The organism is Citrobacter sp. Cpo065 (assembly GCF_030332805.1).
Lineage (GTDB): Bacteria > Pseudomonadota > Gammaproteobacteria > Enterobacterales > Enterobacteriaceae > Citrobacter > Citrobacter portucalensis.
This window is the reverse complement of sequence record NZ_JAOWHC010000030.1, coordinates 105577-131046: the sequence shown is the minus strand read 5'-3', so window position 1 is coordinate 131046 and position 25470 is coordinate 105577. Positions and strand designations below refer to the sequence as shown.

Sequence of the window (25470 nt, the reverse complement as noted above, 5' to 3'; positions counted from 1 at the left end):
AAATCCCGCCAAACATTGTAATTAATTTCAGACACGTTATTTTATTGCAGTCCTGGTTTCATCATACAATTTCAATTTAGCCGATTTGGCTCATCTGATGTTGAGCTACGGTGTTTTATGTTCATATTCCTGGAGTTGGGTATGAGGCTTTGCAGCAAAGAAGCTTGTGTTGTTGTATTAACGGAGAAGGATGTTTGGTTAAGGATTAACGGTAAAGAAGCCATCAGTTTAAAAGCTAATCATATGGCACTGGTGGCATGCGATAATAATATTATCGATTTCTCATCACTTAATAACGCATTGGTCGTACATATCAGCCGCGATATCATTAAAGATTATCTGCGCTTTTTAAATAAAGACCTTTCACAGATCCCACTCTGGCAACGCAGTGCCAGCCCAGTGATGACCGCCGCGTGTCTGACGCCGGATGTCTTCAGGGTGGCAGCCCAACACAGCGTAATGGACACAGTGAACGAAGCTGAAAGAGAGCGTACGCGCTCGCTACTGTTCACGGTGTTATCACGCTTTCTCGACAGCAAAAAGTTTATTTCTTTGCTCATGTATATGCTGCGCAACTGTATCAGCGATAGCGTTTATCACATTATTGAGAGCGATATACATAAAGACTGGAATTTAAGCATGGTTGCCAGTTGCTTATGCCTGAGTCCCAGTTTGTTAAAGAAAAAGCTCAAAAGTGAAAATACAAGTTACAGCCAAATAATTACCACATGTCGCATGCGATATGCCGTCAATCAATTACTGATGGACGGCAAAAACATTTCTCAGGTCTCTCAACTGTGTGGATATAACAGTACCTCATACTTTATCTCCGTATTCAAAGAGTTCTATGGGATGACGCCTCTGCATTATGTGAGTCAACATAGGGAGCCATCCGCCGCCTGATTTTTAATCAGTTAGCGATAAGCCATAATAATATCAGCATTAGCGATACCCCAGCTCCGTCATCATTAAATAGACTTTTGACGAGGTATGATAAGGCGTCATTTATCCTTATCAGGAGTTAAAAAATATGTCGACGGATGCTGATGCTCACAAAGTGGGCTTAATCCCCGTCACCCTTATGGTGTCGGGGAATATTATGGGTTCCGGTGTATTCCTGCTACCCGCAAACCTTGCGTCAACTGGCGGGATTGCAATCTACGGATGGTTGGTCACGATTATCGGTGCTCTGGCACTGTCGATGGTGTACGCCAAAATGTCGTCCTTAGACTCCAGTCCCGGTGGTTCTTATGCTTACGCCCGCCGCTGCTTCGGTCCTTTTTTGGGCTACCAGACCAACGTGCTGTACTGGCTGGCCTGCTGGATTGGTAACATCGCCATGGTGGTCATTGGCGTCGGTTACCTGAGCTACTTCTTCCCCATCTTAAAAGATCCGCTGGTCCTGACGCTGACCTGCGTCGTAGTGCTGTGGATCTTCGTATTACTGAACATTGTCGGACCGAAAATGATCACCCGCGTGCAGGCCGTCGCAACGGTACTGGCACTGGTGCCAATTGTCGGGATTGCCGTCTTCGGCTGGTTCTGGTTCCGCGGTGAAACCTATATGGCAGCCTGGAACGTCAGCGGCATGAACACCTTCGGCGCGATTCAAAGCACTCTGAACGTCACCTTGTGGTCATTTATCGGGGTGGAAAGCGCCTCCGTTGCGGCTGGCGTGGTTAAAAATCCCAAACGTAACGTACCTATCGCTACCATGGGCGGCGTGCTGATTGCCGCTGTTTGCTACGTGCTCTCCACCACCGCAATCATGGGTATGATCCCTAACGCGGCGCTGCGTGTATCAGCCTCCCCGTTCGGTGATGCCGCACGTATGGCGCTGGGTGACACCGCTGGGGCGATAGTTTCCTTCTGTGCTGCTGCCGGGTGTCTTGGTTCTCTGGGCGGCTGGACGCTGCTTGCCGGGCAAACCGCCAAAGCCGCAGCCGATGACGGCCTGTTCCCACCAATTTTTGCCCGCGTGAACAAAGCCGGTACGCCAGTGGCCGGGTTAATTATCGTCGGCATCCTGATGACCATCTTCCAGTTCAGCAGCATGTCGCCGAACGCAGCAAAAGAGTTTGGTCTGGTCTCTTCGGTCTCCGTTATCTTCACCCTGGTGCCGTATCTGTATACCTGCGCCGCGCTGCTGCTGCTCGGCCATGGCCACTTTGGTAAAGCACGCCCGATGTACTTACTGGTGACCTTTATCGCCTTTATCTACTGCATCTGGGCGGTTGTCGGTTCCGGCGCCAAAGAAGTGATGTGGTCGTTCGTCACGCTGATGATCATCACCGCGCTGTACGCACTGAACTACAACCGGATCCATAAAAACCCGTATCCATTGGATGCACCAGTGAACAATAACTAACTTAAGCAATCGTCATTGCCCGATGGCGTCAGTTCATCGGGCCTCCGCTGCCTCGCTGATATTCGAAAAATCAACATTAAGAACTTAAGGTTGGCTTAATTTTACTTTGAGAGGATTTGCGCCACATAGTCGATGGAACCCCCTTAATGTTAAAGCTCTTGTTTAAAAGGCCCACTCTCGGGCTAATCAGCTGGCTTCTGCTGATCTCATTTTATCTTGCGACTTTCCTGAACATTGCGTTCTACAAACAAGTGCTGCAAGACCTGCCTCTGGACTCTGTGCGTAACGTGCTGGTGTTTTTATCAATGCCGGTGGTCGCGTTCAGCGTCATGAACATCGTGCTGACGCTGGCCTCATTCCTGTGGCTTAATCGCCTGGTGGCTTGCATTTTCATTCTGGTTGGTGCATCGGCCCAATATTTCATCATGACCTACGGCATCATCATCGACCGCTCGATGATCGCCAATATGATGGACACTACGCCCGCCGAAACCTTTGCTTTGCTGACGCCGCAAATGCTCATCACGCTCGGGGTGAGCGGCATTCTGGCCGCGCTCATTGCCTGCTGGGTAAAAATCAAACCGATCACGCCAGTCATGCGCAGCATACTGTTTCGTGGCGCGAACATTCTGATCTCCGCGCTGCTGATCGTGCTGGTCGCAGCGTTCTTCTATAAAGATTACGCCTCACTGTTTCGCAACAACAAAGAACTGGTGAAATCCCTCAGTCCATCCAACAGCATTGTGGCGACGTCATCCTGGTATTCACACCAGCGACTGGCCCACCTGCCGCTGGTGCGCATTGGCGAAGATGCCCATCGCAATCCGTTGATGGTAAAAGAAAAGCGTAAGAACCTGACGATTGTGGTTCTCGGCGAGACCTCGCGCGGCGATAACTTCTCGCTGTCAGGCTACTCGCGCCAGACCAACCCGCTGCTGGAAAAAGATGATGTGGTCTATTTCCCCCGCACCACATCCTGCGGAACGGCAACGGCAGTATCAGTACCCTGCATGTTCTCGGATATGCCACGCGCGCACTACGACGAAGAACTGGCACAGCATCAGGAAGGCGTACTCGACATCATTCAGCGGGCGGGAATTAACGTTCTGTGGAACGATAACGACGGCGGCTGCAAAGGGGCTTGCGACCGGGTTCCACACCAGAATATGACTAAGCTGAACCTGCCAGGGCAGTGTATTGACGGTGAATGCTACGATGAAGTCCTGTTCCACGGGCTGGAAGAGTACATTAATAACCTGCAAGGCGACGGGGTGATTGTGCTGCATACCATCGGCAGCCACGGTCCAACCTATTACAACCGCTATCCTGCGCAGTTTAAGAAATTTACGCCAACCTGCGATACCAACGAAATTCAGACCTGTTCGCAGCAACAGTTGGTCAATACTTACGACAACACCATTCTTTACGTTGACTATATTGTTGATAAAGCGATCAATATACTGAAAGAACACCAGGATAATTTCACCACCAGCCTGGTCTATCTTTCCGATCACGGCGAATCCTTAGGGGAAAATGGCGTCTATTTGCACGGCCTGCCGTATTCGATTGCACCAGATACGCAAAAACATGTGCCGATGCTGCTGTGGCTCTCCGAGGATTATCAGCAACGCTATCAGGTCTCTCAGACATGTTTGCAAAAACGGGCAAGCTCAGAAGACTTCTCGCAGGATAATCTCTTCTCAACTCTGCTGGGATTAACGGGCGTGCAAACACAGAAATATCAGGCGGCAGATGATATTCTGCAACCCTGCCGGGGAGGCTAAACGAATGAAAATTCTGATTGTTGAAGACGACACGTTGTTACTACAGGGACTGATACTCGCTGCACAAACAGAAGGCTACGCCTGTGATGGCGTGTCAACCGCCCGTGCAGCCGAGCAGTGTCTGGAGACCGGACATTACAGTCTGGTTGTTCTGGACCTGGGCTTGCCGGATGAAGACGGTTTGCACTTCTTGACCCGCATCAGACAGAAGAAATACTCTCTCCCCGTGCTGATCCTCACCGCCCGTGACACGCTCAAAGACCGGGTCAGCGGGCTGGACGTGGGTGCCGATGACTATCTGGTCAAACCGTTCGCACTGGAAGAACTGCACGCCCGCATCCGGGCACTTCTGCGTCGCCACAACAATCAGGGTGAAAGTGAATTAATTGTCAGCAATCTGACGCTGAATATCGGTCGTCGCCAGGTGTGGATGGACGGACAAGAGGTTATCTTAACGCCGAAAGAATACGCGCTCCTGTCACGCCTGATGCTCAAAGCGGGCAGCCCGGTACACCGGGAAATTTTGTATAACGACATCTACAGCTGGGATAACGAACCGTCTACCAACACGCTGGAAGTGCACATTCACAATCTGCGCGATAAAGTCGGAAAATCACGCATCCGCACGGTCAGGGGATTTGGCTATATGCTGGTCGCCACTGAGGAAAGCTAAGTGAAGCTGCTGCAATATCTAAAACAACCACTCCCGCTTCGTCATCGTTTAATGCTGACGATTGGTCTTATTCTGCTGGTCTTTCAGTTGATTAGCACCTTCTGGTTGTGGCACGAAAGTACCGAACAAATACAGTTATTCGAACAGGCGTTACGCGAAAATCGTAATAACGATCGCCACATCATGCATGAGATCCGCGAGGCCATCGCCAGCCTGATTGTCCCCGGCATCTTTATGGTCAGCCTGGCGCTGCTGATTTGCTATCAGGCGGTGCGACGAATAACCCGCCCGCTGGCAGATCTGCAAAAAGAGTTAGAGGCGCGAGCAGCCGATAACCTGGCCCCGATTGAAATTCACAGCTCAACCGTTGAGATCCAGGCCGTTGTCTCAGCGCTCAATGACCTGGTAACGCGGCTGACTAGCACTATTGAAAACGAACGTTTATTTACCGCCGATGTCGCCCACGAACTGCGCACACCGCTGTCAGGCGTTCGCCTGCATCTGGAATTATTATCCAAAACCCATAAGGTCGACGTTACGCCGTTGATTGCCCGCCTTGATCAAATGATGGACAGCGTATCGCAACTGCTGCAACTCGCCCGCGTCGGGCAGTCGTTTTCAGCCGGGAGCTACCAGCATGTCAAACTGCTGGAGGACGTTATTCTGCCCTCCTACGATGAACTCAGCACCATGCTGGACCAACGTAAACAGACGCTGCTCCTGCCACAAAGCGCGGCGGACGTTGTCGTGCGTGGCGATGCTACGCTGTTGCGGATGCTGCTACGAAATCTGGTGGAAAACGCGCATCGTTACAGCCCGGAAGGCACCCATATTACGATTAGCCTGAACACCGAGCATGATGCCGTCCTGGCCGTCGAAGATGAAGGGCCGGGCATTGATGAAAGTAAATGCGGGGAGTTAAGTAAAGCATTCGTCCGAATGGACAGCCGTTTTGGTGGGATTGGGCTGGGGCTGAGCATTGTCAGTCGTATCACCCAGTTACATCAGGGGCATTTCTATCTGCAAAATCGCCAGGGAGCCACCGGCACTCGCGCATGGGTGGAATTGGCGAAAGATCAGTAAGAGCTCACCCACACATACAAAAAGCTGCTGACGATCAGCACGCTGCACACGGTGGTCAAACTTTCATAAATACGGGTTTTCATGACACTCTCCTCCGAAACTATGGAGGAGAGTTTGCCTGACACAGATTAAGCCAACCTTAAGTTGATATCATAAGACACCTTATCCGGCCGACTGAGTACAATGCTGCCCGTAGGCCTGATAAACGTAGTCTCATCAGGCAATAACACGAATGCCCTGGCCATGCGCCGGATGGCGACTAGCGCCTTATCCGGCCTACGAAAGTACAACACTGCCCGTAGGCCTGATAAACGTAGTGCCATCAGGCATTCACACGAATGCCCTGGCCATGCGCCGGATGGCGGCTAGCGCCTTATCCGGCCTACTGAGTACAATGCTGCCCGTAGGCCTGATAAACGTAGTGCCATCAGGCAATAACACCGTTACTCTTCAATACGCGGATGCTGCTGCACCAGACGCGTGCGCTTAACCTGTAGCTCAGCAATTTCCTGATCGATATCTTCGATTTTCTGTTCAATGTTATCGTAGTGTTCGCCGAGGATCTCTTTCGCTTCCTGAATATCCGAAGCAGCAGGTGTCGCTCCTTTCAGCGGCTGATTAGCCGTCTCTTTCATGGTCACGCCGGTAATTAAACCTACTACCGCAATCACCATCAGATAATAAGCAGGCATCATCAGATTCTGCGAGCTTTCCACCAGCCATGCGGCCAATGTCGGAGTCAGACCGGCGATCAATACCGAGATATTAAACGCGGCGGCCAGCGCACTGTAGCGAATATGCGTCGGGAACATCGCCGGTAACGTTGACGCCATCACCCCGGTAAAGCAGTTGAGGATCACCGCCAACATCAGCAACCCGGCGAAAATCAGGCCAATAACGTTACTGTTAATCAGAATAAATGCCGGAATCGCCAGCACAAACAGCGCAATACTGCCCATGATCACAAACGGACGACGCCCGAAACGGTCGCTGAGCAACCCCATAATCGGCTGCACAAACAGCATACCAATCATGATGGCGATAATAATCAACACGCCGTGGTCTTCAGAGTAATGCAGGTTATGCGACAGATAGCTCGGCATATAGGTGAGCAGCATGTAGTAGGTGACGTTGGTGGCAATCACCAGACCAACACATGCCAACAGGCTGCGCCAGTGCTTAGTTGCAATCTCTTTAAACGAGACCTTAGGACCTTCCTGCAGACCCTGACGATCACCCTGCTCCAGTTTATCCACGTGCTGCTGGAACGCCGGCGTCTCTTCCAGCGCATGGCGCAGGTACAGACCAATCAGCCCTAACGGTAGAGCCAGGAAGAACGGAATACGCCAGCCCCACTCAAGGAAGTTATCCTCGCCGACGATAGTTGAGATCAGGACCACCACGCCCGCGCCCAGCACAAACCCGGCAATCGAGCCGAAGTCCAGCCAACTGCCCATAAATCCGCGCTTACGGTCTGGCGAGTACTCTGCGACAAAAATCGATGCCCCGGTATACTCTCCGCCGACCGAGAACCCCTGCGCCATCTTACACAGCAACAGCAGAATCGGTGCCCAGATACCAATTGAGGCATACGAGGGAATAAGACCGATACAGAAGGTACTGATCGACATAATCACGATGGTGATAGCGAGTATCTTCTGACGACCGTATTTATCGCCGAGCATACCGAAGAACAATCCGCCAAGCGGTCGAATCAGAAAGGGAACAGAGAAGGTGGCGAGTGCGGCAACCATCTGCACGCTGGGGTCAGCCCCCGGGAAGAACACTTTACCTAATGCGTAAGCAACAAATCCATAAACACCAAAATCGAACCACTCCATCGCATTACCTAATGACGCTGCGGTAATGGCTTTTCGCAATTTACCGTCATCAATGATGGTAACGTCGCGCAGCGTTATCGGTTTTATTTTTTTCCTTTTTAGCATACTCGTCCTCATAGACTTAGCCCTGTCACGCTCCAGTTCGAGTCCCCTAACGCCCATGCGTCAGGGTCATCACCGAGCGGGGAATGCACAGGCGCATTCCCTGTAACAAGCGTAGCAGGTTTACTTACACTGACGAGAAACGCACAGTACAACCGAACCTGTTGACGCCTGATTGGGCGGTTAATGACCTCTTTACCCTAACAGCGTTTAAATTTGTGATCAACTTCACATATAGTTTTTCATTTCGTCAACATGCGTAAATTAGGTCATTCTTAGTCAGCTTTTTTACATGTAATGCTTGCGATTTAATGACAATTAAATACAAGAATAAATCGCTTTATTGCACCAACAATCACAGCAGTCACTATTATTCTGCTAGCAAAAAAACCACCTAATCCTTTCACAAAAAGATCACAGCTTTTTTAATAATCATGGTGCTTAAGAACTTTTGCGCGGAATATGTGATGAAGATAACTAAAACATCGTTTTATTTTGATTGAATCAATGTTCCTGTGAATGCAAACTAATTCCAGACGCAATATCCCTGGGAGCAGCAACACGCTCAACGTATGCCGCGTTAGATTTTATAAAACAAAGAGATAGCGATTTTCTTTGTTAAGAAACACCAGCAACCATTTGAATTTATTGATTTTTACCCTCTTGCGCGAGTTTTAGCAGCGACAAGACATGAGGACGTTTATGAAAATTAAAGCCACGATTGAACGCATCCCCGGCGGAATGATGTTGATTCCTCTGTTATTAGGCGCAGTGTTAAATACGTTAGCTCCGGATACCGGTGCGTATTTTGGTTCGTTTACCAAAGGAATGATCAGCGGAACGGTACCGATTCTGGCAGTGTGGTTTTTTTGTATCGGCGCATCTATTGATTTGCGGGCAACCGGTACGGTATTACGCAAGTCCGGTACGCTGGTAATAACCAAAATAGCCGTGGCGTGGGTAGTGGCAATGATTGCTGCTTCATTTATTCCTGATACCGGTATTCAAACCGGGTTCTTTGCAGGCCTCTCAGTTTTGGCAATTGTCTCCGCAATGGACATGACCAACGGTGGTTTGTACGCCAGCCTGATGAACCAGTACGGCACCAAAGAAGAGTCCGGCGCATTTGTGTTGATGTCTCTGGAATCCGGTCCGTTAATGACCATGGTGATCCTCGGCTCTGCGGGTCTGGCCTCCTTCGAGCCACACCATTTCATCGGCGCGGTATTACCGTTCCTGATTGGCTTTACGTTGGGCAACCTGGATCACGACCTGCGTTCTTTCTTCAGCAAAGCCACACCGGTGTTGATCCCGTTCTTCGGCTTCGCGTTGGGTAACACTATTAACCTGAGCGTGATCGTTGATACCGGTCTGCTGGGTATCCTGCTGGGTGTCGCGGTTATCGTCATCACCGGTATCCCGCTGATTATTGCTGACCGTGTTATTGGTGGCGGGAACGGTACAGCAGGCGTCGCAGCCTCTTCAGCAGCAGGTGCTGCGGTAGCAAACCCGGTGATTATCGCCCAGATTAACCCGGCGTTCGAACCGGTTGCCGCATCCGCTACGGCGCTGGTTGCCGCCAGCGTAATTGTCACCGCCATTCTGGTGCCGATTATCACCGCGCTGTACGCCAAACGTTTTAATAAAAACCTGGTCGCCAACGAAGCGGTGGCCACCCCGGCAGACTCTCTACACCACTAAACCTGCCATTATCCTACTCACCAGCCCTGCTCAATTGACGAGCAGGGTCGGTGCAAAAATCTCCTCAACCATCGCATCGACCAGCCGCTTTGCCGAACACAATCGCGGCATTCCCAGCGCCACATTTTGCCAACGCTGCGTCACCGACCAGCTCACAGGATGGCGTTGCGCATCGCACCAGCTCCCCAGCCAGCTCAGCATATCGTTATACTCGCCCGATCCGCCGACAGCTGGCGTGCTGAGCCAATGATGATAGTAATGACGCGTAGCAGGCGCTGCATTCACGCTATCCGCCAACGCCTGAGCCGCCATGGTTCGCAGGTTGTCTTTTAGCATTAACACCACATCGGCATTCGCTAGCCGGCAGGCATCACCAAAAGCCCCCCAACGTAGCTCCTCCAGCGCGACAAAACAGCGTCCTGGTAACGACCAGCCGTCATACGCGCCAGCCCGCCAGCGGGTAAAAATTTGTTCGCTATGCTCGCCCGCCTGAACCGTGAGGCCGCGCTGGGTCAGCGCCTTCTCTTTATACGCCGCGCGTTGGGTAAACCAGTCAGTCAGTGAATTTATTTGCTGTAAAAGACCGGGGGTTGAAAGCCCACGCGGGTGTTCTGTTTGTTGCAAAAACATCAGCCCTTCGGCGATCCGTACTAGCGCCAGATGACCCGGATCAATCATGCCTGCCAGCTTCTCCACCAGCTTAAGGCGCATCACCAGATGCTCGCTGGACACTCCCGCCATCACCCACGCACGCAGTTGCGTCTGGGATAACACTTCCTGCGTCAGACGCGCACGCAGCCGCTGCTGCTGTTGCAGAAAACCGCCGGAACGTTTGGTTTCATCTCCCTGAACCAGATCGACCATAAACTTCGGGTAGACACACTCCAGCGTCCTCCCGGGGCCTTCCAGTAAAACGTTAGTCATGTGTGCTCGGTTGCAAAAAGGGTATTGATATCGTCACGCAGCAATCGGGAATCTTCATAAAGCCATGCCGCAATCGTAATGCGCTGCTGCAATTGCTCATTCATTGCATTCACCGCGGATTCATTTTGTTGGCGTAGCGTCAGACTCTCACTCAGACTCGCCTGCAATTGCGCCAGGCACAGAGAGAAATCAGCAAAAAATGTGGCCATGCCAGCCGTAACGGAGATATCGACCTGAGCAGCTAAAGCTTTACGAATTTGTTGGCAAAACTGGGAAACGTACTGCACAAGGTTTTTATGCAATGCGCCCATATCAATGAGATAACGCGTTTTTGTTTCGACGTAATCATTCCATCCCCAGTTGGGTTGATTTAGCCAACGAGAGAAAGTGTCACGCACCACACCGCCAGTAGACGGCGCATTTTCTGCCGGAATATCCTGCTCAATGGCCTCGTTAAACAATTGGCGGGTATTGAAATTAAACATCGCCGTATGGAACGCTGGAAAACGGATCCGCGCACGAAAACCGGCGTGGTTTAGCTCCTCTTTCACCCTTTGCTCAATTGGCCGCATCGCGTCATTTAGCGCCCGGGAGAGCGTCGACTCAAGCTGTTCAAAACGCAGGGCTAAGTCCCGGCTGATGCTTTCCTGCGCCGCCAGCAATACCCCCTCACAGGACGAGCGAATTTTATCTAACACAATTTTCGCCTGCCCTTCATCATGCAACACCAACATCTCTCCGGCCATTTCTGCCGTATTCACAGCATTCCCCAGACCGTGTTGTGACATCATCAGGACGTTTTCTTTGACAAAGAACGTGTTGATACCGCAAAGAATCTCAGTCTGTTGCTCACTGAGATAGGCAGCAGCAGCCTCCAGCGCCAGTTCTACTTCATGGCTGACTTCATCGCTCACCCGCCCCTGGCTCACTTCTAACTGCTGCATATCCTCTTCAATATGCGTGATGTTCAGCCGCAGTTTGTCATAGGCGACCGTTAACCCGTGGGCGCGAAATTCCAGATATTCGTGCACGCTTTGTGCATAGTTCAATAACTTATGTGACGCTGAGCGAAGCGCATACAACGAAGCATTAGCATAAGCGGCGTGGATCACTTTCTGAATTGGCTGTTCAAACAGCGAGTCTTCCCACAACAGGTCGGCGGCATGGCGGATGTGTTCTGTATCGTCAAGATCGGTGGTGCGCCAGCGTCTGCCAAGCGCCGCTTCGGCAAAATCCTGCACCCAACGTTGCTCCTGATGATCCGGCAGTCGCCCGCGCGTCGTCAGCTCATGACGCGCCCTGTTCGCCAGATAGCCCCACATTGAGGAGACCGGATAAATTCTTTCAGGGGCAATTCCGCCTTGCATCAACGTGCCGGAAATCAACGCCCGCACCTGTTCTTCATCATCACTGTTGCGGTCTTTCTGATCGAACTTGTTCACCAGCGCATACAGCGGTACTGACTTGCCGACCGCCATAATCGCCTGACGCACTTCCTCATCGGAAATCGATTTCAGTTGGGTGTAATCCAACACCGCCAGCACCGCAGAGGCCCGCACCAGCTGTTCATTGAGCATTTTTTGTAAGTGCGGTTGTCCTGCCTCGTTCGGCCCCGGCGTATCCAGCAGCGTTAATTGCCCTGGGTAGCTTGCCTGTCCGGCCAAATGGACAAACTCAACTTCAATAACCGGAATATGCTCAATCGCGGCATAGGCGGCAAAAGGAAAATCAACGTCCAATGCTTTTGACAGGCGCACCAGGTCGTTCAGGCTTTTAAGGCAATGGAAAATAGGCTGTGCGCCAAGATAATACCGTTCAAATGCCACACCATTTTCAATATGTTGCAGCAGGACATTCATATCCTTGTCAATTTCCAGGGTCTGCGTAAGACGCAGGCGATCGCACTCGCGCACGCGCTGCTGCAAAACCTTCATTAAGGCATCGATCGGCGCGACATGTGAAAAATGCAGCACCGGCTCTTTCTGCCCCGGCGTATGGCGTATTAGCGTTGGTAACGCCGTCATGGGGCGATTACGATTAGGTAACACCTCTGTCCCCACAATCGCGTTAATCGTCGTCGATTTTCCCGCTTTCATCGTGCCAACAATCGCCAGCACCATTTCCAGACGCGTAATCTTGCGCAGCTCATTATTGAGCGTTGCTTGCTGGACATCCATGCCACGCGCGCTGAAATGCAGGGGCTGAACAACCTGACTGCTATGCTCTCCTTGTTTTAGCGCGACATCATCCAACGACGTCATAGGCAATTTTTGCAATTGCCTGAGATGTTCAAGCGAGAGCATCAGCAAGCGTTCCGCTTCCTGACTTAATTCATATATTGTCTGTGTGTGCATGGAAAATTTTTCCTTAACGCAAATGGCATTGCTTTTATTTAGCCCAATCGTTTTATTTATAGATTTTTTGGCTTTTATAATTACGTATAGAAATAATTAAAATCAAAACAACCAATTGATATTATTAAAATAAATTTGGTGTATAACCGCTGGCCTGATGCCTCTCACTTATGAAAATAAGTAAGAAAGATAGACAGCGTAGTTCAGTTTTAAAAAATGCCAGCGGAATCCCCCTACTAAATTTAAGGGGTTCAATGATATTCAATCACAATGACTTAGGCATCTCTAAGCAATGTTACCTATGAATATCAGATATTTCGCCTCACCTTATCTTAAATATCTAAGCGTAGCAATTTCCCTTAAAAAATATTCCGCCATACTTTCATTGAGGTGAAAGCAGAGGGTCTTTACAGCAGATCATTTTGCGTAATCGCGCAGTAGTCCCGACAAATGCAGGGATTTTATGTATAATTGCGGCCTTTTTCGGCAATCTGCCATTTTTTGGGCGCATTTGCCCCTGCTGACTTTTGAGGAAATCCACATGTCATTACCACACTGCCCGCAATGCAACTCCGAATACACTTACGAAGATAACGGCATGTTCATCTGCCCGGAATGCGCTCACGAATGGAACGATGCTGAACCGGCGCAGGACAGCGACGAACTGATCGTTAAAGATGCCAACGGCAACCTGCTGGCTGACGGCGACAGCGTTACCGTCGTGAAAGACCTGAAGGTAAAAGGTAGCTCTTCCATGCTGAAGATTGGTACCAAAGTGAAAAACATTCGTTTGGTTGAAGGTGACCACAACATCGATTGCAAAATCGATGGCTTTGGCCCAATGAAGCTGAAATCTGAGTTTGTGAAAAAGAACTGATGCCAATTGCCTGATAGCGCGACGCTAATCAGGTCAACTCCAGCTCATCTGCCAGGCGGGAAGCTCATACTTCCCGCCTGGTTTATTTTTGCAGACGCTAACTACACTTAATTGGCTTCTTTTACCTGAGGTAAAGATTATGCCGTTAAGTCCCTATATCTCCTTTGCAGGCAACTGCGCTGACGCTATCGCCTACTATCAAAAAACGCTAGGCGCTGAGCTACTCTACAAAATCAACTTCGGTGAAATGCCCAAATCGGCGCAGGATAGCGAAGATGGTTGCCCTTCAGGCTTGAAATTCCCCGACACCGCCATCGCCCACGCCAACCTGCGCGTTGCGGGCAGTGACATCATGATGAGCGATAGCGCCCCGGACGGAAATGCTCACTACTCTGGCTTCACGCTGGTGCTCGACACGCAAAACGTCGATGAAGGCAAACGCTGGTTTGATAACCTGGCAGCAAACGGAAAAATCGAAATGGACTGGCAGGAAACCTTCTGGGCCCACGGTTTCGGTAAAGTGAGCGACCAGTATGGCGTGCCGTGGATGATCAACGTCGTCAAACAACAGCAACCCCCTACAGAGTAATCCAACGGGAGGCCAGCCCTCCCGTACTGTCATCAAATAGCGCTCAACTCTTCATCGTCGAGTAACCATCCCTTAACGAAAACGTCACATTGATCCGCCACGATGGGGCCACTTTTTTAGGGAGGCCGCATCATGCAAACGATTATTCGCGTCGAGAAACTCTCCAAGTCCTTCAATCAACATCAGGCGCTCAATGCGGTTGATCTGAACATCTGTTCCGGTGAGATGGTGGCTCTGCTTGGGCCGTCTGGCTCCGGCAAATCCACCCTTTTACGTCATTTAAGCGGTTTGATCACCGGTGATAAATCCCCCGGCAGCCGCGTCGAGCTGCTGGGCCGCACCGTTCAACATGAAGGCCGCCTGGCGCGCGATATCCGCAAAAGCCGCGCCCACACCGGCTACATCTTCCAGCAGTTCAATCTGGTGAACCGCCTGACAGTGCTGGAGAACGTCCTGATTGGCGCGCTCGGCAGCACGCCGTTCTGGCGTACCTGTTTTAGCTGGTTTAGCCAGGAACAAAAACAGCGTGCATTACAGGCGCTGACCCGCGTGGGCATGGCGCACTTTGCATACCAGCGCGTTTCCACGCTTTCGGGCGGTCAGCAGCAGCGTGTCGCAATCGCCCGCGCGCTGATGCAGCAGGCCAAAGTGATCCTCGCCGATGAGCCGATTGCTTCGCTGGACCCGGAATCCGCCCGCATCGTGATGGACACCCTACGCGACATAAACCAGACCGACGGCATCACCGTGGTCGTCACGCTGCATCAGGTGGATTACGCCCTGCGCTACTGCGAACGCATCGTCGCGCTGCGCCAGGGCAACGTCTTCTTTGACGGCAGCAGCCAGCATTTTGATAACGATCGTTTTGACCATCTCTACCGCAGCATGAACCGCGTCGAACAGAACGCGCAGGCTGCATAGTTCTAAAAAACCAGGCGTTATTGGCGCAACCAGGCTGGAGACGGCCAGCGCGGAAAAACCGGAGCGTACACGCAGTACGTGAGGATTTTGAGCACTGCCCGGATTCAGGCTGGCAAGCGAAATAGCCTGGAACAATGACTAATTAAGGAAACGACATGAGCTATAAGACCGTTGCCGCGCTGGCTTTCACCAGCATGTTTAGTCTCAGCACACTGCTCATCCCGGCCCATGCCGAAGAGCAGGAAAAAGCGCTGAACTTTGGCATTATTTCGACCGAATCACAGCAAAATCTGAAACCGCAGTGGGAACCGTTCCTGAAGGACATGGAAAAATCACTGGGCGTGAAAGTGAACGCCTTCTTCGCCCCGGACTACGCCGGGATCATCCAGGGAATGCGCTTTAACAAAGTTGATATCGCCTGGTACGGCAACCTCTCGGCAATGGAAGCGGTGGATCGCGCTAACGGGCAAGTGTTTGCCCAGACCGTCGCCGCCGACGGATCCCCAGGTTACTGGAGCGTGTTGATCGTTAACAAAGACAGTCCGATCAATAACCTGAACGATCTGATCGCCAAACGTAAGGATCTGACCTTCGGCAACGGCGATCCCAACTCAACGTCAGGCTTCCTCGTCCCCGGCTACTACGTCTTCGCCAAAAACAACATCTCCGCCAGCGACTTCAAACGCACCGTTAACGCCGGACACGAAACCAACGCGCTGGCCGTCGCCAACAAGCAGGTCGATGTCGCCACCAACAACACCGAAAACCTCGACAAGCTGAAAACTTCCGCGCCGGAAAAACTGAAAGAACTGAAGGTGATCTGGAAGTCGCCGCTGATCCCGGGCGATCCGATCGTCTGGCGTAAAAACCTCTCCGAAACCACCAAGGACAAGGTGTACGACTTCTTTATGAATTACGGCAAAACGCCGGAACAAAAAACCGTACTGGAACGCCTGGGATGGGCACCGTTCCGCGCCTCCAGCGATCTGCAACTGGTGCCGATTCGCCAGCTGGCGCTGTTTAAAGAGATGCAGGGTGTGAAGGACAACAAAGGGCTGAACGAGGAAGAGAAAACCAGCAAAACCTCGGCATTGAAAGCGCAGCTCGATGACCTTGACCGTCTGACCGCCGCACTGGGCGCTATGACCAGCGTCACCAAAGCGGTGCAGTAAACCTGGTGACCAAATTGTAGGCCTGATAAGCGCAGCGCCATCAGGCAATGCAAGGGATTCCATGCCGGATGGCGGTGCCAGCACCTTATCCGGCCTACAACAGACCCGAAACATCGACACCCAGGAGCTAAACATGCAAACCATCACCGTCGCCCCGCCCAAACGTAGCTGGTTCTCGCTGCTGAGCTGGGCCATTCTTCTCGCCGTGCTGGTGATCTCGTGGAAAGGTGCCGAAATGGCCCCGCTCACGCTGATCCAGGATTCCGGCAATATGGCGACCTTCGCCGCCGACTTCTTCCCGCCGGACTTCAGCCAGTGGCAGGACTATCTCGGTGAAATGGCCGTCACCCTGCAAATTGCCGTCTGGGGGACTGCCCTCGCCGTTGTGCTGTCGATTCCCTTCGGCCTGATGTGCGCCGATAACCTCGTGCCGTGGTGGATTTACCAGCCGATGCGTCGCCTGATGGACGCCTGCCGCGCCATCAATGAAATGGTCTTCGCCATGCTGTTCGTGGTCGCCGTCGGGTTAGGCCCATTCGCCGGGGTGATGGCGCTGTTTATCCACACTACCGGGGTGCTCTCCAAGCTGCTTTCCGAAGCGGTAGAAGCTATTGAGCCAGGTCCGGTAGAAGGCATTCGCGCCACCGGTGCCAACAAAATTGAAGAGATTCTGTACGGCGTTCTGCCACAGGTCATGCCGCTGCTTATCTCTTACTCGCTGTATCGCTTTGAATCCAACGTTCGCTCGGCCACGGTGGTCGGAATGGTGGGTGCAGGCGGTATTGGCGTGACCTTATGGGAGGCGATTCGCGGCTTTCAGTTCCAGCAAACCTGCGCCCTGATGGTGTTAATCATCGTCACCGTCAGCCTGTTGGATTTCCTTTCCCAGCGTTTGCGTAAGCACTTTATCTGATTAGCGAGGCATTGATTGCTATGCACTTGTCTACACATCCGACCAGTTATCCAACGCGTTATCAGGAAATTGCCGCGAGACTTGAGCAGGAGCTACGTCAACATTATCGCTGCGGTGACTATCTGCCCGCCGAGCATCAGCTTGCCGCGCGCTACGAGGTAAACCGCCACACCCTGCGCCGCGCCATTGACCAGTTGGTTGAACGCGGTTGGGTTCAGCGTCGTCAGGGCGTCGGCGTGCTGGTGCTGATGCGCCCGTTCGATTACCCGCTTAATGCCCAGGCGCGCTTTAGTCAGAATCTGCTGGACCAGGGCAGCCATCCCACCAGCGAAAAACTGCTGGCGGTGCTGCGTCCGGCCTCCAGCCACATTGCCGATGCGCTCAGCATAAACGAGGGCGATAACGTGATTCACCTGCGCACCCTGCGCCGGGTTAACGGCATCGCACTGTGCCAGATCGACCACTATTTTTCCGACCTCTCGCTGTGGCCGCTGCTGCAAGGCTTCAACAGCGGTTCGCTGCATGACTACCTGCGCGAACAGTCCGGTCTGACGCTGCTACGCACGCAAACGCGCATCAGCGCCCGCCGCGCGCAGGCCAAAGAGAGCAAGGTACTGGAAATCCCCAATATGGCGCCGCTGCTGTGCGTGCGCACCCTGAACCACCGTGAAGGCGAAGAACACGCGGCGGAATACTCCGTCAGCCTGACCCGCGCCGACATGATCGAATTCACTATGGAGCACTGAATGCATTTCGATACTGCCACCCGCCAGCGCTGGATGCGCGCGCTGGCTTACAGCAATGCCGATGTCCTGAACGCCCGCATCACCGCGCTCAAACTGACGCCGGACTATGAACTTATCCGCGCTCCGGAAAGCGGACTGATGCAGATCCAGGCCCGTATGGGCGGTACCGGCAACCGCTTCTTTGCCGGTGACACCACGCTTACCCGCGCAGTGGTACGCCTGAAGAGCGGCACGCTGGGTTACAGCTACCTGCTGGGACGCAATAAACAACATGCCGAGCAGTGCGCGGTGATTGACGCACTGCTGCAGGAACAAACGCATTTCCAGAACCTAATGGAAACCTTAATTGCCCCGCTGGAAGCGGAACGCGATGCGCTGATTAACGCACGCCGTGCCGAAGTCAACGCCAGCCGGGTCGACTTCTTCACGCTGGTACGCGGAGATAACGCATGACACGATCTACAGCACTTCTGACCGCTTTTAATTTACCCGTTCAGGATGCTCAGCAGAGCTTTCGTCGCCTGCTGAAAGCCATGAGCGAACCGGGCGTAATCGTCGCCCTGCATCAACTGAAACACGGCTGGCAGCCGCTGGGTCTGGCAACCACCAGCGTGCTGCTGACCCTGGTCGATGGCGACACGCCGGTCTGGCTGGCGCCGTCGATGGATAACGATATTGCCCGCCAGAACCTGCGTTTTCATACCAACGCGCCGCTGGTGGATCAGCCGCAGCTGGCGGCCTTTGCCGTCGCCGACGAGCGCATCAGCAGCGAACAGCTTAACGCCCTCTCCGCCGGTTCAGCCGTCGCGCCAGAGACCAGCGCCACGCTGATTGTGCAGGTCTCTGGCTTAAGCGGCGGACGCATGCTGCGTCTGACCGGCGCGGGCATTGCCGAAGAGCGCATGATCGCGCCACAGCTGCCGGAATGTCTGATTCACGAACTCACCGAACGCCCGCACCCGTTCCCACTGGGGGTCGATCTGATCCTCACCTGCGGCGAACGCCTGCTGGCTATTCCGCGAACCACCCATGTGGAGGTGTGCTGATGTACGTCGCCGTCAAAGGGGGCGAAAAGGCGATAGCCAACGCCCACGCCCTACAGGAAAACCGACGCCGGGGCGATGAAACCATTGCTGAACTGAGCGTGGCGCAAATCGAACAGCAGATGAACCTGGCCGTTGACCGGGTGATGACCGAAGGCGGTATTGCCGACCGTGAACTGGCGGCACTGGCGCTGAAGCAGGCCAGCGGCGATAACGTCGAAGCCATCTTTTTGCTCCGCGCCTACCGCACTACGCTGGCAAAAGTGGCGGTCAGTGAACCGGTTAACAGCGCAGAAATGCGCCTTGAGCGCCGAATCTCGGCGGTCTACAAGGATATTCCCGGCGGGCAACTGTTGGGTCCAACCTATGACTACACCCATCGCCTGCTGGATTTTACCCTGCTGGCCAATGGCGAAACGCCGCCTCTGCGCAGCGCAGACGGCGTGCAGGATGCCTCCCCGCACGTCTTTTCCCTGCTGGCCAACCAGGGGCTGGCAAAGCGTGAAGAGGATGATGGCGCGACACCCGACGACATCACCCGCACACCGCCGGTTTATCCCTGTTCACGTGCTTCACGCCTGCAACAGCTGATGCGCGGCGACGAAGGCTATCTGCTGGCGCTGGCCTACTCCACCCAGCGCGGCTACGGGCGCAATCACCCGTTTGCCGCCGAAATCCGCAGCGGCTATGTGGCACTGGAAACGGTGCCGGAAGAGCTGGGATTTGCGGTTAACGTCGGCGAACTGCTGATGACCGAATGTGAAATGGTGAACGGGTTTGTCGCACCAGAAAACGAATCCCCCCATTTTACCCGCGGCTACGGGCTGGTGTTCGGTATGAGCGAACGTAAAGCGATGGCGATGGCGCTGGTGGACCGCGCCCTACAGGCAGCCGAATACGATGAAACGGTCACAGGACCGGCGCAGGACGAAGAGTTCGTGCTGGCGCATGCGGATAACGTCGAGGCGGCGGGTTTTGTTTCGCACCTCAAACTTCCCCATTACGTCGATTTCCAGGCCGAACTGGAACTGCTCAAACGCCTGCAACAGGAGGCCGCCCGTGACCACTAACCTCTCCGGCTACAACTTTGCCTATCTTGATGAGCAGACCAAACGCATGATCCGCCGCGCCATTCTGAAAGCGGTGGCAATCCCGGGTTACCAGGTCCCGTTTGGCGGACGTGAGATGCCGATGCCCTACGGCTGGGGAACCGGCGGTATTCAGCTTACCGCCAGCGTGATTGGCGAGCCGGACGTACTGAAGGTGATTGACCAGGGCGCAGACGACACCACTAACGCCGTGTCGATTCGTAATTTCTTCAAGCGTGTGACCGGGGTGAATACCACTGAGCGTACGGAAGATGCGACGCTGATCCAGACCCGCCACCGCATCCCGGAAACGCCGCTGGTGGAAGATCAGATAATCATCTTCCAGGTACCGATCCCTGAACCGCTGCGCTTTATCGAACCGCGTGAAACGGAAACTCGCACCATGCACGCGCTGGAAGAGTACGGCATCATGCAGGTGAAACTGTATGAAGATATCGCCCGCTTCGGCCATATCGCCACCACTTACGCCTATCCGGTGAAGGTCAATAACCGCTACGTCATGGACCCGTCGCCCATCCCGAAATTCGACAATCCAAAGATGGACATGATGCCAGCCCTGCAACTGTTTGGCGCTGGCCGCGAAAAGCGTATCTATGCCGTTCCACCTTACACCCGCGTGGAAAGCCTCGATTTCGACGATCACCCGTTTACCGTGCAGAGCTGGGATGAGCCTTGCGCCATCTGCGGCTCAACCCACAGCTATCTCGATGAAGTGGTGCTCGATGACACCGGCAAACGCATGTTTGTCTGCTCCGACACCGACTACTGCCGCCAACAGAGCGAGGCCCTCAGCAAATGACGCAACCGCTGCTTTCAGTCAACAACCTGACCCATCTCTACGCGCCGGGCAAGGGCTTCAGCGATGTCTCTTTTGACCTGTGGCCAGGCGAAGTGCTGGGCATCGTCGGCGAGTCCGGTTCCGGCAAAACCACGCTGCTGAAATCGATCTCTTCACGGCTGACGCCGCAGAGCGGTGAGATTTTGTATCAGAACCGTTCGCTGTACGGCATGAACGAGGCCGACCGTCGCCGTCTGCTGCGCACCGAATGGGGCGTGGTGCATCAGCATCCGCTGGATGGCCTTCGCCGTCAGGTCTCCGCAGGCGGCAATATCGGCGAACGTCTGATGGCCACCGGCGCACGTCACTACGGCGACATCCGCGCCACCGCGCAGCGCTGGCTGGAGGAGGTAGAGATCCCTGACTCGCGTATCGACGATCTACCCACCACCTTTTCCGGCGGCATGCAGCAGCGCCTGCAGATTGCCCGCAACCTCGTCACCCATCCCAAACTGGTGTTTATGGACGAACCTACCGGCGGGCTGGACGTTTCGGTACAGGCCAAACTGCTGGACCTGCTGCGCGGCCTGGTGGTGGAACTGGATCTGGCGGTAGTGATTGTCACCCACGATTTGGGCGTCGCGCGCCTGCTGGCCGACCGTTTGCTGGTGATGAAGCAGGGTCAGGTGGTGGAAAGTGGGTTAACTGACCGCGTGCTCGACGATCCGCATCATCCGTATACCCAGCTGCTGGTGTCGTCGGTGTTGCAGAACTGATTTTTTGTTGTGCCGGATGGCGGCTGCGCCTTATCCGGCCTACGGAGCGGCATTGGTTGTAGGCCTGATAAGCGAAGCGCCATCCGGCAATCGAACGCAAAAATGTCTAAAGAGGCTAAAAATGAACGCGATCCGCGTTGAAAATGTCAGTAAAACCTTTGTCCTGCATCAGCAAAACGGCGTGCGTCTGCCGGTGCTGAAAAACGCCACTCTGGACGTTAAAAGCGGCGAATGCGTGGTGCTGCACGGTCACTCGGGCAGCGGCAAATCCACATTGCTGCGTTCGCTGTACGCCAACTACCTGCCGGATGAAGGACACATCCACATCCGTCACAGCGATGAATGGGTCGATCTGGTGCAGGCCCCGGCGCGCAAAGTACTGGAAGTTCGCCGTTCAACCATCGGCTGGGTGAGCCAGTTCCTGCGCGTGATCCCGAGGATTTCCGCGCTGGATGTGGTGATGCAACCGCTGCTGGATCTGGGGGTCTCCCGTGAGGAGTGTGCAGCCAAAGCAGCTAACCTGCTTACCCGCCTGAACGTGCCGGAGCGGTTGTGGCACCTGGCGCCGTCGACCTTTTCCGGCGGCGAACAGCAGCGCGTCAATATCGCCCGCGGGTTTATCGTCGATTACCCAATTCTGCTGCTCGATGAGCCTACCGCCTCGCTGGACGCCAAAAACAGCGCCGCCGTCGTCGCATTAATTGAAGAGGCGAAAGCCCGCGGCGCAGCAATTGTCGGCATTTTTCACGATCAAACCGTGCGCGACCGCGTAGCGGATCGTCTGCATCTGATGGGAACAACAGCATGATTATCAATAATGTAAAGCTGGTACTGGAAGATGAAGTGGTGCAAGGATCGCTGGAAATCGAGGGCGGGGTCATTCGCACCTTTGCAAAAAGTCCGAGCAGCCTACCTGAGGCGCTGGACGGCGAAGGCGGCTGGCTGCTACCAGGGCTTATCGAGCTGCATACCGATAATCTCGACAAATTTTTCACCCCGCGCCCGAAGGTAGACTGGCCTGCCCACTCGGCGATGAGCAGCCACGACGCGCTAATGGTCGCCAGCGGCATTACCACCGTGCTGGACGCGGTGGCAATTGGCGATGTGCGCGACGGCGGCGACCGTCTGGAAAATCTGGAGAAGATGATCAATGCGGTCGAAGAGACGCAAAAGCGCGGGGTCAATCGCGCCGAGCATCGCCTGCACCTGCGCTGTGAGCTGCCGCATCACACTACCCTGCCGCTGTTTGAAAAGCTGGTCGGCCGCGAGCCGGTAACGCTGGTGTCACTGATGGATCACTCGCCAGGCCAGCGTCAGTTCGCCAATCGCGAGAAGTACCGCGAGTATTATCAAGGCAAGTATTCGCTCACCGACGAGCAGATGGCCCGCTATGAAGAAGAACAGTTAGCGCTGGCGGCGCGTTGGTCACAGCCCAATCGCACGGCGATTGCCCAGATGTGTCGTGAGCGCCAGATTGCGCTGGCGAGCCATGATGATGCCACCCATGATCATGTGCTGGAATCGCACCAGCTTGGCAGCGTGATCGCCGAATTCCCCACTACCTTCGAAGCGGCTGAAGCCTCGCGCCAGCATGGTATGAACGTGCTGATGGGGGCGCCCAACATCGTGCGCGGAGGTTCTCACTCCGGCAACGTAGCGGCGCATAAGCTGGCTGAGCTGGGGCTTTTGGATATTCTCTCTTCCGACTATTACCCCGCCAGCCTGCTCGATGCGGCGTTTCGCGTAGCGGACGACGACGCCAACCGCTTTACGCTGCCACAGGCCATTCGTCTGGTGACCCGCAATCCGGCACGGGCATTAAATCTCGACGATCGTGGCGTTGTAGCCGAAGGCAAACGCGCGGATCTGGTGCTGGCACACCGCAAAGGCGGCAACATCCATATCGACCACGTCTGGCGTCAGGGCAAAAGGGTATTCTGACTATGGGTAAACTGATCTGGCTGATGGGGCCATCCGGCTCCGGTAAGGACAGTCTGCTGGCCGAACTCCGCCAGCAGGAACCGGCGCAACTGCTGGTGGCGCACCGTTACATCACCCGCGCCGCCAACGCCGGGAATGAAAATCATATTGCGCTGAGCGAACAAGAGTTTTTTACCCGCGCCGGGCAGAACCTGCTGGCGCTGAGCTGGCACGCCAATGGCTTCTACTACGGCGTTGGCGTGGAGATTGACCTCTGGCTACACGCCGGTTTTGATGTGGTGGTCAACGGCTCACGGGCGCATCTGCCCCAGGCGCAGGCCCGTTACGGCACATCTTTACTCCCCATTTGCTTACAGGTTTCTCCGGCGATTTTACGCCAGCGCTTGCAGGCTCGTGGACGGGAGAGCGAAACGGAAATCGCCGCCCGTCTTGAGCGCGCAGCCCGCTACGCCCCGTATGACTGCCACGTCCTGAACAACGATGGAAGTTTGCTACAGTCTGTCGATACACTACTCACACTGATGGGACGCAAGGAGAAGAAACATGTCTGTCTGTGAATTACGCCGCGCTACGCTATACGATACCGATGCGGTTTATGCGCTCATCTGTGAGTTGAAACAGGGTCAATTCGACCTGCAGGCCTTTAGTGCCGGATACGCCGCAAATCTGCAAGATCCCAATATGCACTACCAACTGGCGCAGCTCGACGGACAGGTCGTCGGCTTGATCGGTCTGCACCTGCAGTTTCATCTGCACCACGCTAACTGGATTGGCGAAATACAGGAACTGGTGGTGATGCCGCAGGCGCGAGGATTAACGGTAGGCAGTCAGTTACTGGCCTGGGCCGAAGCCACCGCGCGCGAAGCGGGTGCAGAGATGACCGAGCTTTCCACCAGCACTCAACGCCTTAACGCTCACCGTTTTTATCAGCGCGAAGGCTATACCCAGAGCCATTTTCGCTTCACTAAACCGTTGTAGGGGGAGCCATGAGTCTGACCATTACGCTGACGGGAACGGGCGGCGCGCAGCTGGTGCCGACATTTGGCTGCGACTGTGCGGCCTGCCAACGAGCACGCTTACAGGCGCAATACCGTCGACGCCCTTGTAGCGGGGTGGTCAGGTTCAATAATGCGTTGACGCTGCTGGACGCGGGGATCCCGCATCTGATTGACGACTGGCCGGCGGGCAGCTTCCAGCAGTTTTTGCTGACCCACTATCATATGGATCATGTGCAAGGGCTGTTTCCGTTGCGCTGGGGTGTGGGGGCGACTATCCCGGTGTACGGTCCGCCGGATGAACAGGGTTGCGACGATCTGTTTAAGCATCCCGGCATCCTCGATTTTAGCCATACCGTGGCACCGTTCGTGGTGTTCGACCTGCAAGGATTGCAGGTAACGCCGCTACCGCTCAACCATTCAAAGCTGACGTTTGGTTATCTGCTGGAGACCGCACATAGCCGCGTGGCATGGCTCTCCGATACCGCCGGACTTCCCGACAAGACGTTGAAGTTTCTCCACAATAACCAGCCTCAGGTGATTATCATTGACTGCAGCCATGCCCCGCGCGCCGAGCCACCGCGCAATCATTGTGATTTAAACACCGTTATCGCATTGAACGACTTCATCCGCTGCCCACGGGTGATCCTGACGCATATCAGCCACCAGTTCGACCTGTGGATGATGGAACATCCGCTACCAGTAGGGTTTGAGGCAGGATATGACGGAATGGAGATTGTGCTGGAGTAAGGAAATTTGCCGGATGCGATGAAAACATCT

General features: G+C 54.1%; 26 protein-coding genes. 22 read left to right on the top strand and 4 right to left on the bottom strand.

Annotated features, from left to right (window positions below):
• Nucleotides 1-141: 141 nt before the first annotated feature.
• The 5 genes from OGY68_RS11065 to pmrB all read left to right on the top strand — a co-directional run bounded on the left by OGY68_RS11065 (nt 142) and on the right by pmrB (nt 5908).
• Nucleotides 142-903, top strand: coding sequence for an AraC family transcriptional regulator (locus OGY68_RS11065; protein WP_008786968.1), 762 nt, complete (start codon nt 142-144; stop codon nt 901-903).
• A 127-nt stretch (nt 904-1030) separates the two neighbouring features.
• Complete coding sequence (adiC, locus tag OGY68_RS11060; RefSeq protein WP_057068400.1) at nt 1031-2368, top strand: arginine/agmatine antiporter; 1338 nt, start codon at nt 1031-1033, stop codon at nt 2366-2368.
• A gap of 146 nt (nt 2369-2514) precedes the next feature.
• Nucleotides 2515-4152: a phosphoethanolamine transferase EptA gene (eptA, locus tag OGY68_RS11055; RefSeq protein ID WP_048236317.1), complete on the top strand. Its 1638-nt coding sequence runs from the start codon at nt 2515-2517 to the stop codon at nt 4150-4152.
• Between the two features lie 4 nt (nt 4153-4156).
• Entirely contained in the window at nt 4157-4825 is a 669-nt protein-coding gene (gene pmrA, locus OGY68_RS11050; RefSeq protein WP_008786966.1) for a two-component system response regulator PmrA, read from the top strand.
• The gene (gene pmrB / locus OGY68_RS11045) at nt 4826-5908 is read left to right on the top strand and encodes a two-component system sensor histidine kinase PmrB (RefSeq protein WP_057068398.1); all 1083 of its coding nucleotides are present in this window, start codon (nt 4826-4828) and stop codon (nt 5906-5908) included.
• On the opposite strand, the gene pmrR is transcribed toward pmrB, so the two are convergent.
• Both pmrR and proP read right to left on the bottom strand, forming a co-directional pair.
• Nucleotides 5902-5991 carry an LpxT activity modulator PmrR gene (pmrR, locus tag OGY68_RS11040; protein WP_003826741.1) on the bottom strand — a complete coding sequence of 30 codons (90 nt, stop codon included), beginning with the start codon at nt 5989-5991 and terminating at the stop codon, nt 5902-5904. The two genes, pmrB and pmrR, sit on opposite strands and share 7 nt — an antisense overlap.
• Before the next feature lie 360 nt (nt 5992-6351).
• Nucleotides 6352-7854 (bottom strand): glycine betaine/L-proline transporter ProP, encoded by a 1503-nt coding sequence (proP, locus tag OGY68_RS11035; protein WP_003826737.1) that lies wholly within the window; start codon nt 7852-7854, stop codon nt 6352-6354.
• A 699-nt stretch (nt 7855-8553) separates the two neighbouring features.
• Here proP and kdgT point away from each other — a divergent pair.
• Complete coding sequence (gene kdgT / locus OGY68_RS11030) at nt 8554-9552, top strand: 2-keto-3-deoxygluconate transporter (RefSeq protein WP_003826735.1); 999 nt, start codon at nt 8554-8556, stop codon at nt 9550-9552.
• Nucleotides 9553-9582: 30 nt separating this feature from the next.
• On the opposite strand, the gene OGY68_RS11025 is transcribed toward kdgT, so the two are convergent.
• Both OGY68_RS11025 and crfC read right to left on the bottom strand, forming a co-directional pair.
• Entirely contained in the window at nt 9583-10476 is an 894-nt protein-coding gene (locus tag OGY68_RS11025; protein WP_003826733.1) for a diguanylate cyclase regulator RdcB family protein, read from the bottom strand.
• Entirely contained in the window at nt 10473-12830 is a 2358-nt protein-coding gene (gene crfC, locus OGY68_RS11020) for a clamp-binding protein CrfC (protein ID WP_048236322.1), read from the bottom strand. Before crfC ends, OGY68_RS11025 begins: the two co-directional genes overlap by 4 nt.
• A 541-nt stretch (nt 12831-13371) precedes the next feature.
• Between crfC and OGY68_RS11015 the strand changes: the two genes are divergently transcribed.
• The 16 genes from OGY68_RS11015 (at nt 13372) to phnP (ending at nt 25440) form a co-directional block, all read left to right on the top strand.
• Nucleotides 13372-13707: a zinc ribbon domain-containing protein YjdM gene (locus OGY68_RS11015; RefSeq protein WP_003031835.1), complete on the top strand. Its 336-nt coding sequence runs from the start codon at nt 13372-13374 to the stop codon at nt 13705-13707.
• Nucleotides 13708-13846: 139 nt separating this feature from the next.
• The gene (gene yjdN, locus OGY68_RS11010) at nt 13847-14296 is read left to right on the top strand and encodes a VOC family metalloprotein YjdN (protein ID WP_032942129.1); all 450 of its coding nucleotides are present in this window, start codon (nt 13847-13849) and stop codon (nt 14294-14296) included.
• 132 nt (nt 14297-14428) lie between these two features.
• Nucleotides 14429-15217 (top strand): phosphonate ABC transporter ATP-binding protein, encoded by a 789-nt coding sequence (gene phnC, locus OGY68_RS11005; RefSeq protein WP_003826726.1) that lies wholly within the window; start codon nt 14429-14431, stop codon nt 15215-15217.
• Between the two features lie 155 nt (nt 15218-15372).
• Nucleotides 15373-16389 carry a phosphonate ABC transporter substrate-binding protein gene (gene phnD / locus OGY68_RS11000; RefSeq protein ID WP_057068396.1) on the top strand — a complete coding sequence of 339 codons (1017 nt, stop codon included), beginning with the start codon at nt 15373-15375 and terminating at the stop codon, nt 16387-16389.
• A gap of 133 nt (nt 16390-16522) precedes the next feature.
• Entirely contained in the window at nt 16523-17302 is a 780-nt protein-coding gene (gene phnE, locus OGY68_RS10995; RefSeq protein ID WP_057068415.1) for a phosphonate ABC transporter, permease protein PhnE, read from the top strand.
• Between the two features lie 20 nt (nt 17303-17322).
• Nucleotides 17323-18048, top strand: a complete 726-nt coding sequence (gene phnF / locus OGY68_RS10990; protein WP_020996086.1) for a phosphonate metabolism transcriptional regulator PhnF — start codon at nt 17323-17325, stop codon at nt 18046-18048.
• Nucleotides 18049-18501 carry a phosphonate C-P lyase system protein PhnG gene (gene phnG, locus OGY68_RS10985; RefSeq protein ID WP_003826718.1) on the top strand — a complete coding sequence of 151 codons (453 nt, stop codon included), beginning with the start codon at nt 18049-18051 and terminating at the stop codon, nt 18499-18501.
• Nucleotides 18498-19094 (top strand): phosphonate C-P lyase system protein PhnH, encoded by a 597-nt coding sequence (gene phnH / locus OGY68_RS10980; RefSeq protein ID WP_008786957.1) that lies wholly within the window; start codon nt 18498-18500, stop codon nt 19092-19094. Before phnG ends, phnH begins: the two co-directional genes overlap by 4 nt.
• On the top strand, nt 19094-20161 hold the full coding sequence (locus OGY68_RS10975) for a carbon-phosphorus lyase complex subunit (RefSeq protein ID WP_057068394.1): 1068 nt from the start codon (nt 19094-19096) through the stop codon (nt 20159-20161). The genes phnH and OGY68_RS10975 overlap by 1 nt, the downstream gene beginning before the upstream one ends.
• Nucleotides 20162-20207: 46 nt before the next feature.
• On the top strand, nt 20208-20999 hold the full coding sequence (phnJ, locus tag OGY68_RS10970; protein WP_234096745.1) for an alpha-D-ribose 1-methylphosphonate 5-phosphate C-P-lyase PhnJ: 792 nt from the start codon (nt 20208-20210) through the stop codon (nt 20997-20999).
• Entirely contained in the window at nt 20996-21754 is a 759-nt protein-coding gene (gene phnK / locus OGY68_RS10965) for a phosphonate C-P lyase system protein PhnK (protein WP_057068392.1), read from the top strand. Before phnJ ends, phnK begins: the two co-directional genes overlap by 4 nt.
• 121 nt (nt 21755-21875) lie before the next feature.
• Nucleotides 21876-22562, top strand: a complete 687-nt coding sequence (gene phnL / locus OGY68_RS10960; RefSeq protein WP_057068390.1) for a phosphonate C-P lyase system protein PhnL — start codon at nt 21876-21878, stop codon at nt 22560-22562.
• A complete protein-coding gene (gene phnM, locus OGY68_RS10955) occupies nt 22559-23695 on the top strand; it encodes an alpha-D-ribose 1-methylphosphonate 5-triphosphate diphosphatase (protein WP_057068389.1) in 1137 nt (378 codons plus the stop codon). Before phnL ends, phnM begins: the two co-directional genes overlap by 4 nt.
• A 2-nt stretch (nt 23696-23697) precedes the next feature.
• Nucleotides 23698-24252 (top strand): ribose 1,5-bisphosphokinase, encoded by a 555-nt coding sequence (gene phnN / locus OGY68_RS10950; RefSeq protein WP_008786953.1) that lies wholly within the window; start codon nt 23698-23700, stop codon nt 24250-24252.
• Nucleotides 24239-24673 (top strand): aminoalkylphosphonate N-acetyltransferase, encoded by a 435-nt coding sequence (gene phnO, locus OGY68_RS10945; protein WP_008786952.1) that lies wholly within the window; start codon nt 24239-24241, stop codon nt 24671-24673. Before phnN ends, phnO begins: the two co-directional genes overlap by 14 nt.
• Before the next feature lie 8 nt (nt 24674-24681).
• Nucleotides 24682-25440 carry a phosphonate metabolism protein PhnP gene (phnP, locus tag OGY68_RS10940; RefSeq protein ID WP_057068387.1) on the top strand — a complete coding sequence of 253 codons (759 nt, stop codon included), beginning with the start codon at nt 24682-24684 and terminating at the stop codon, nt 25438-25440.
• The last annotated feature ends 30 nt before the right edge of the window (nt 25441-25470 follow it).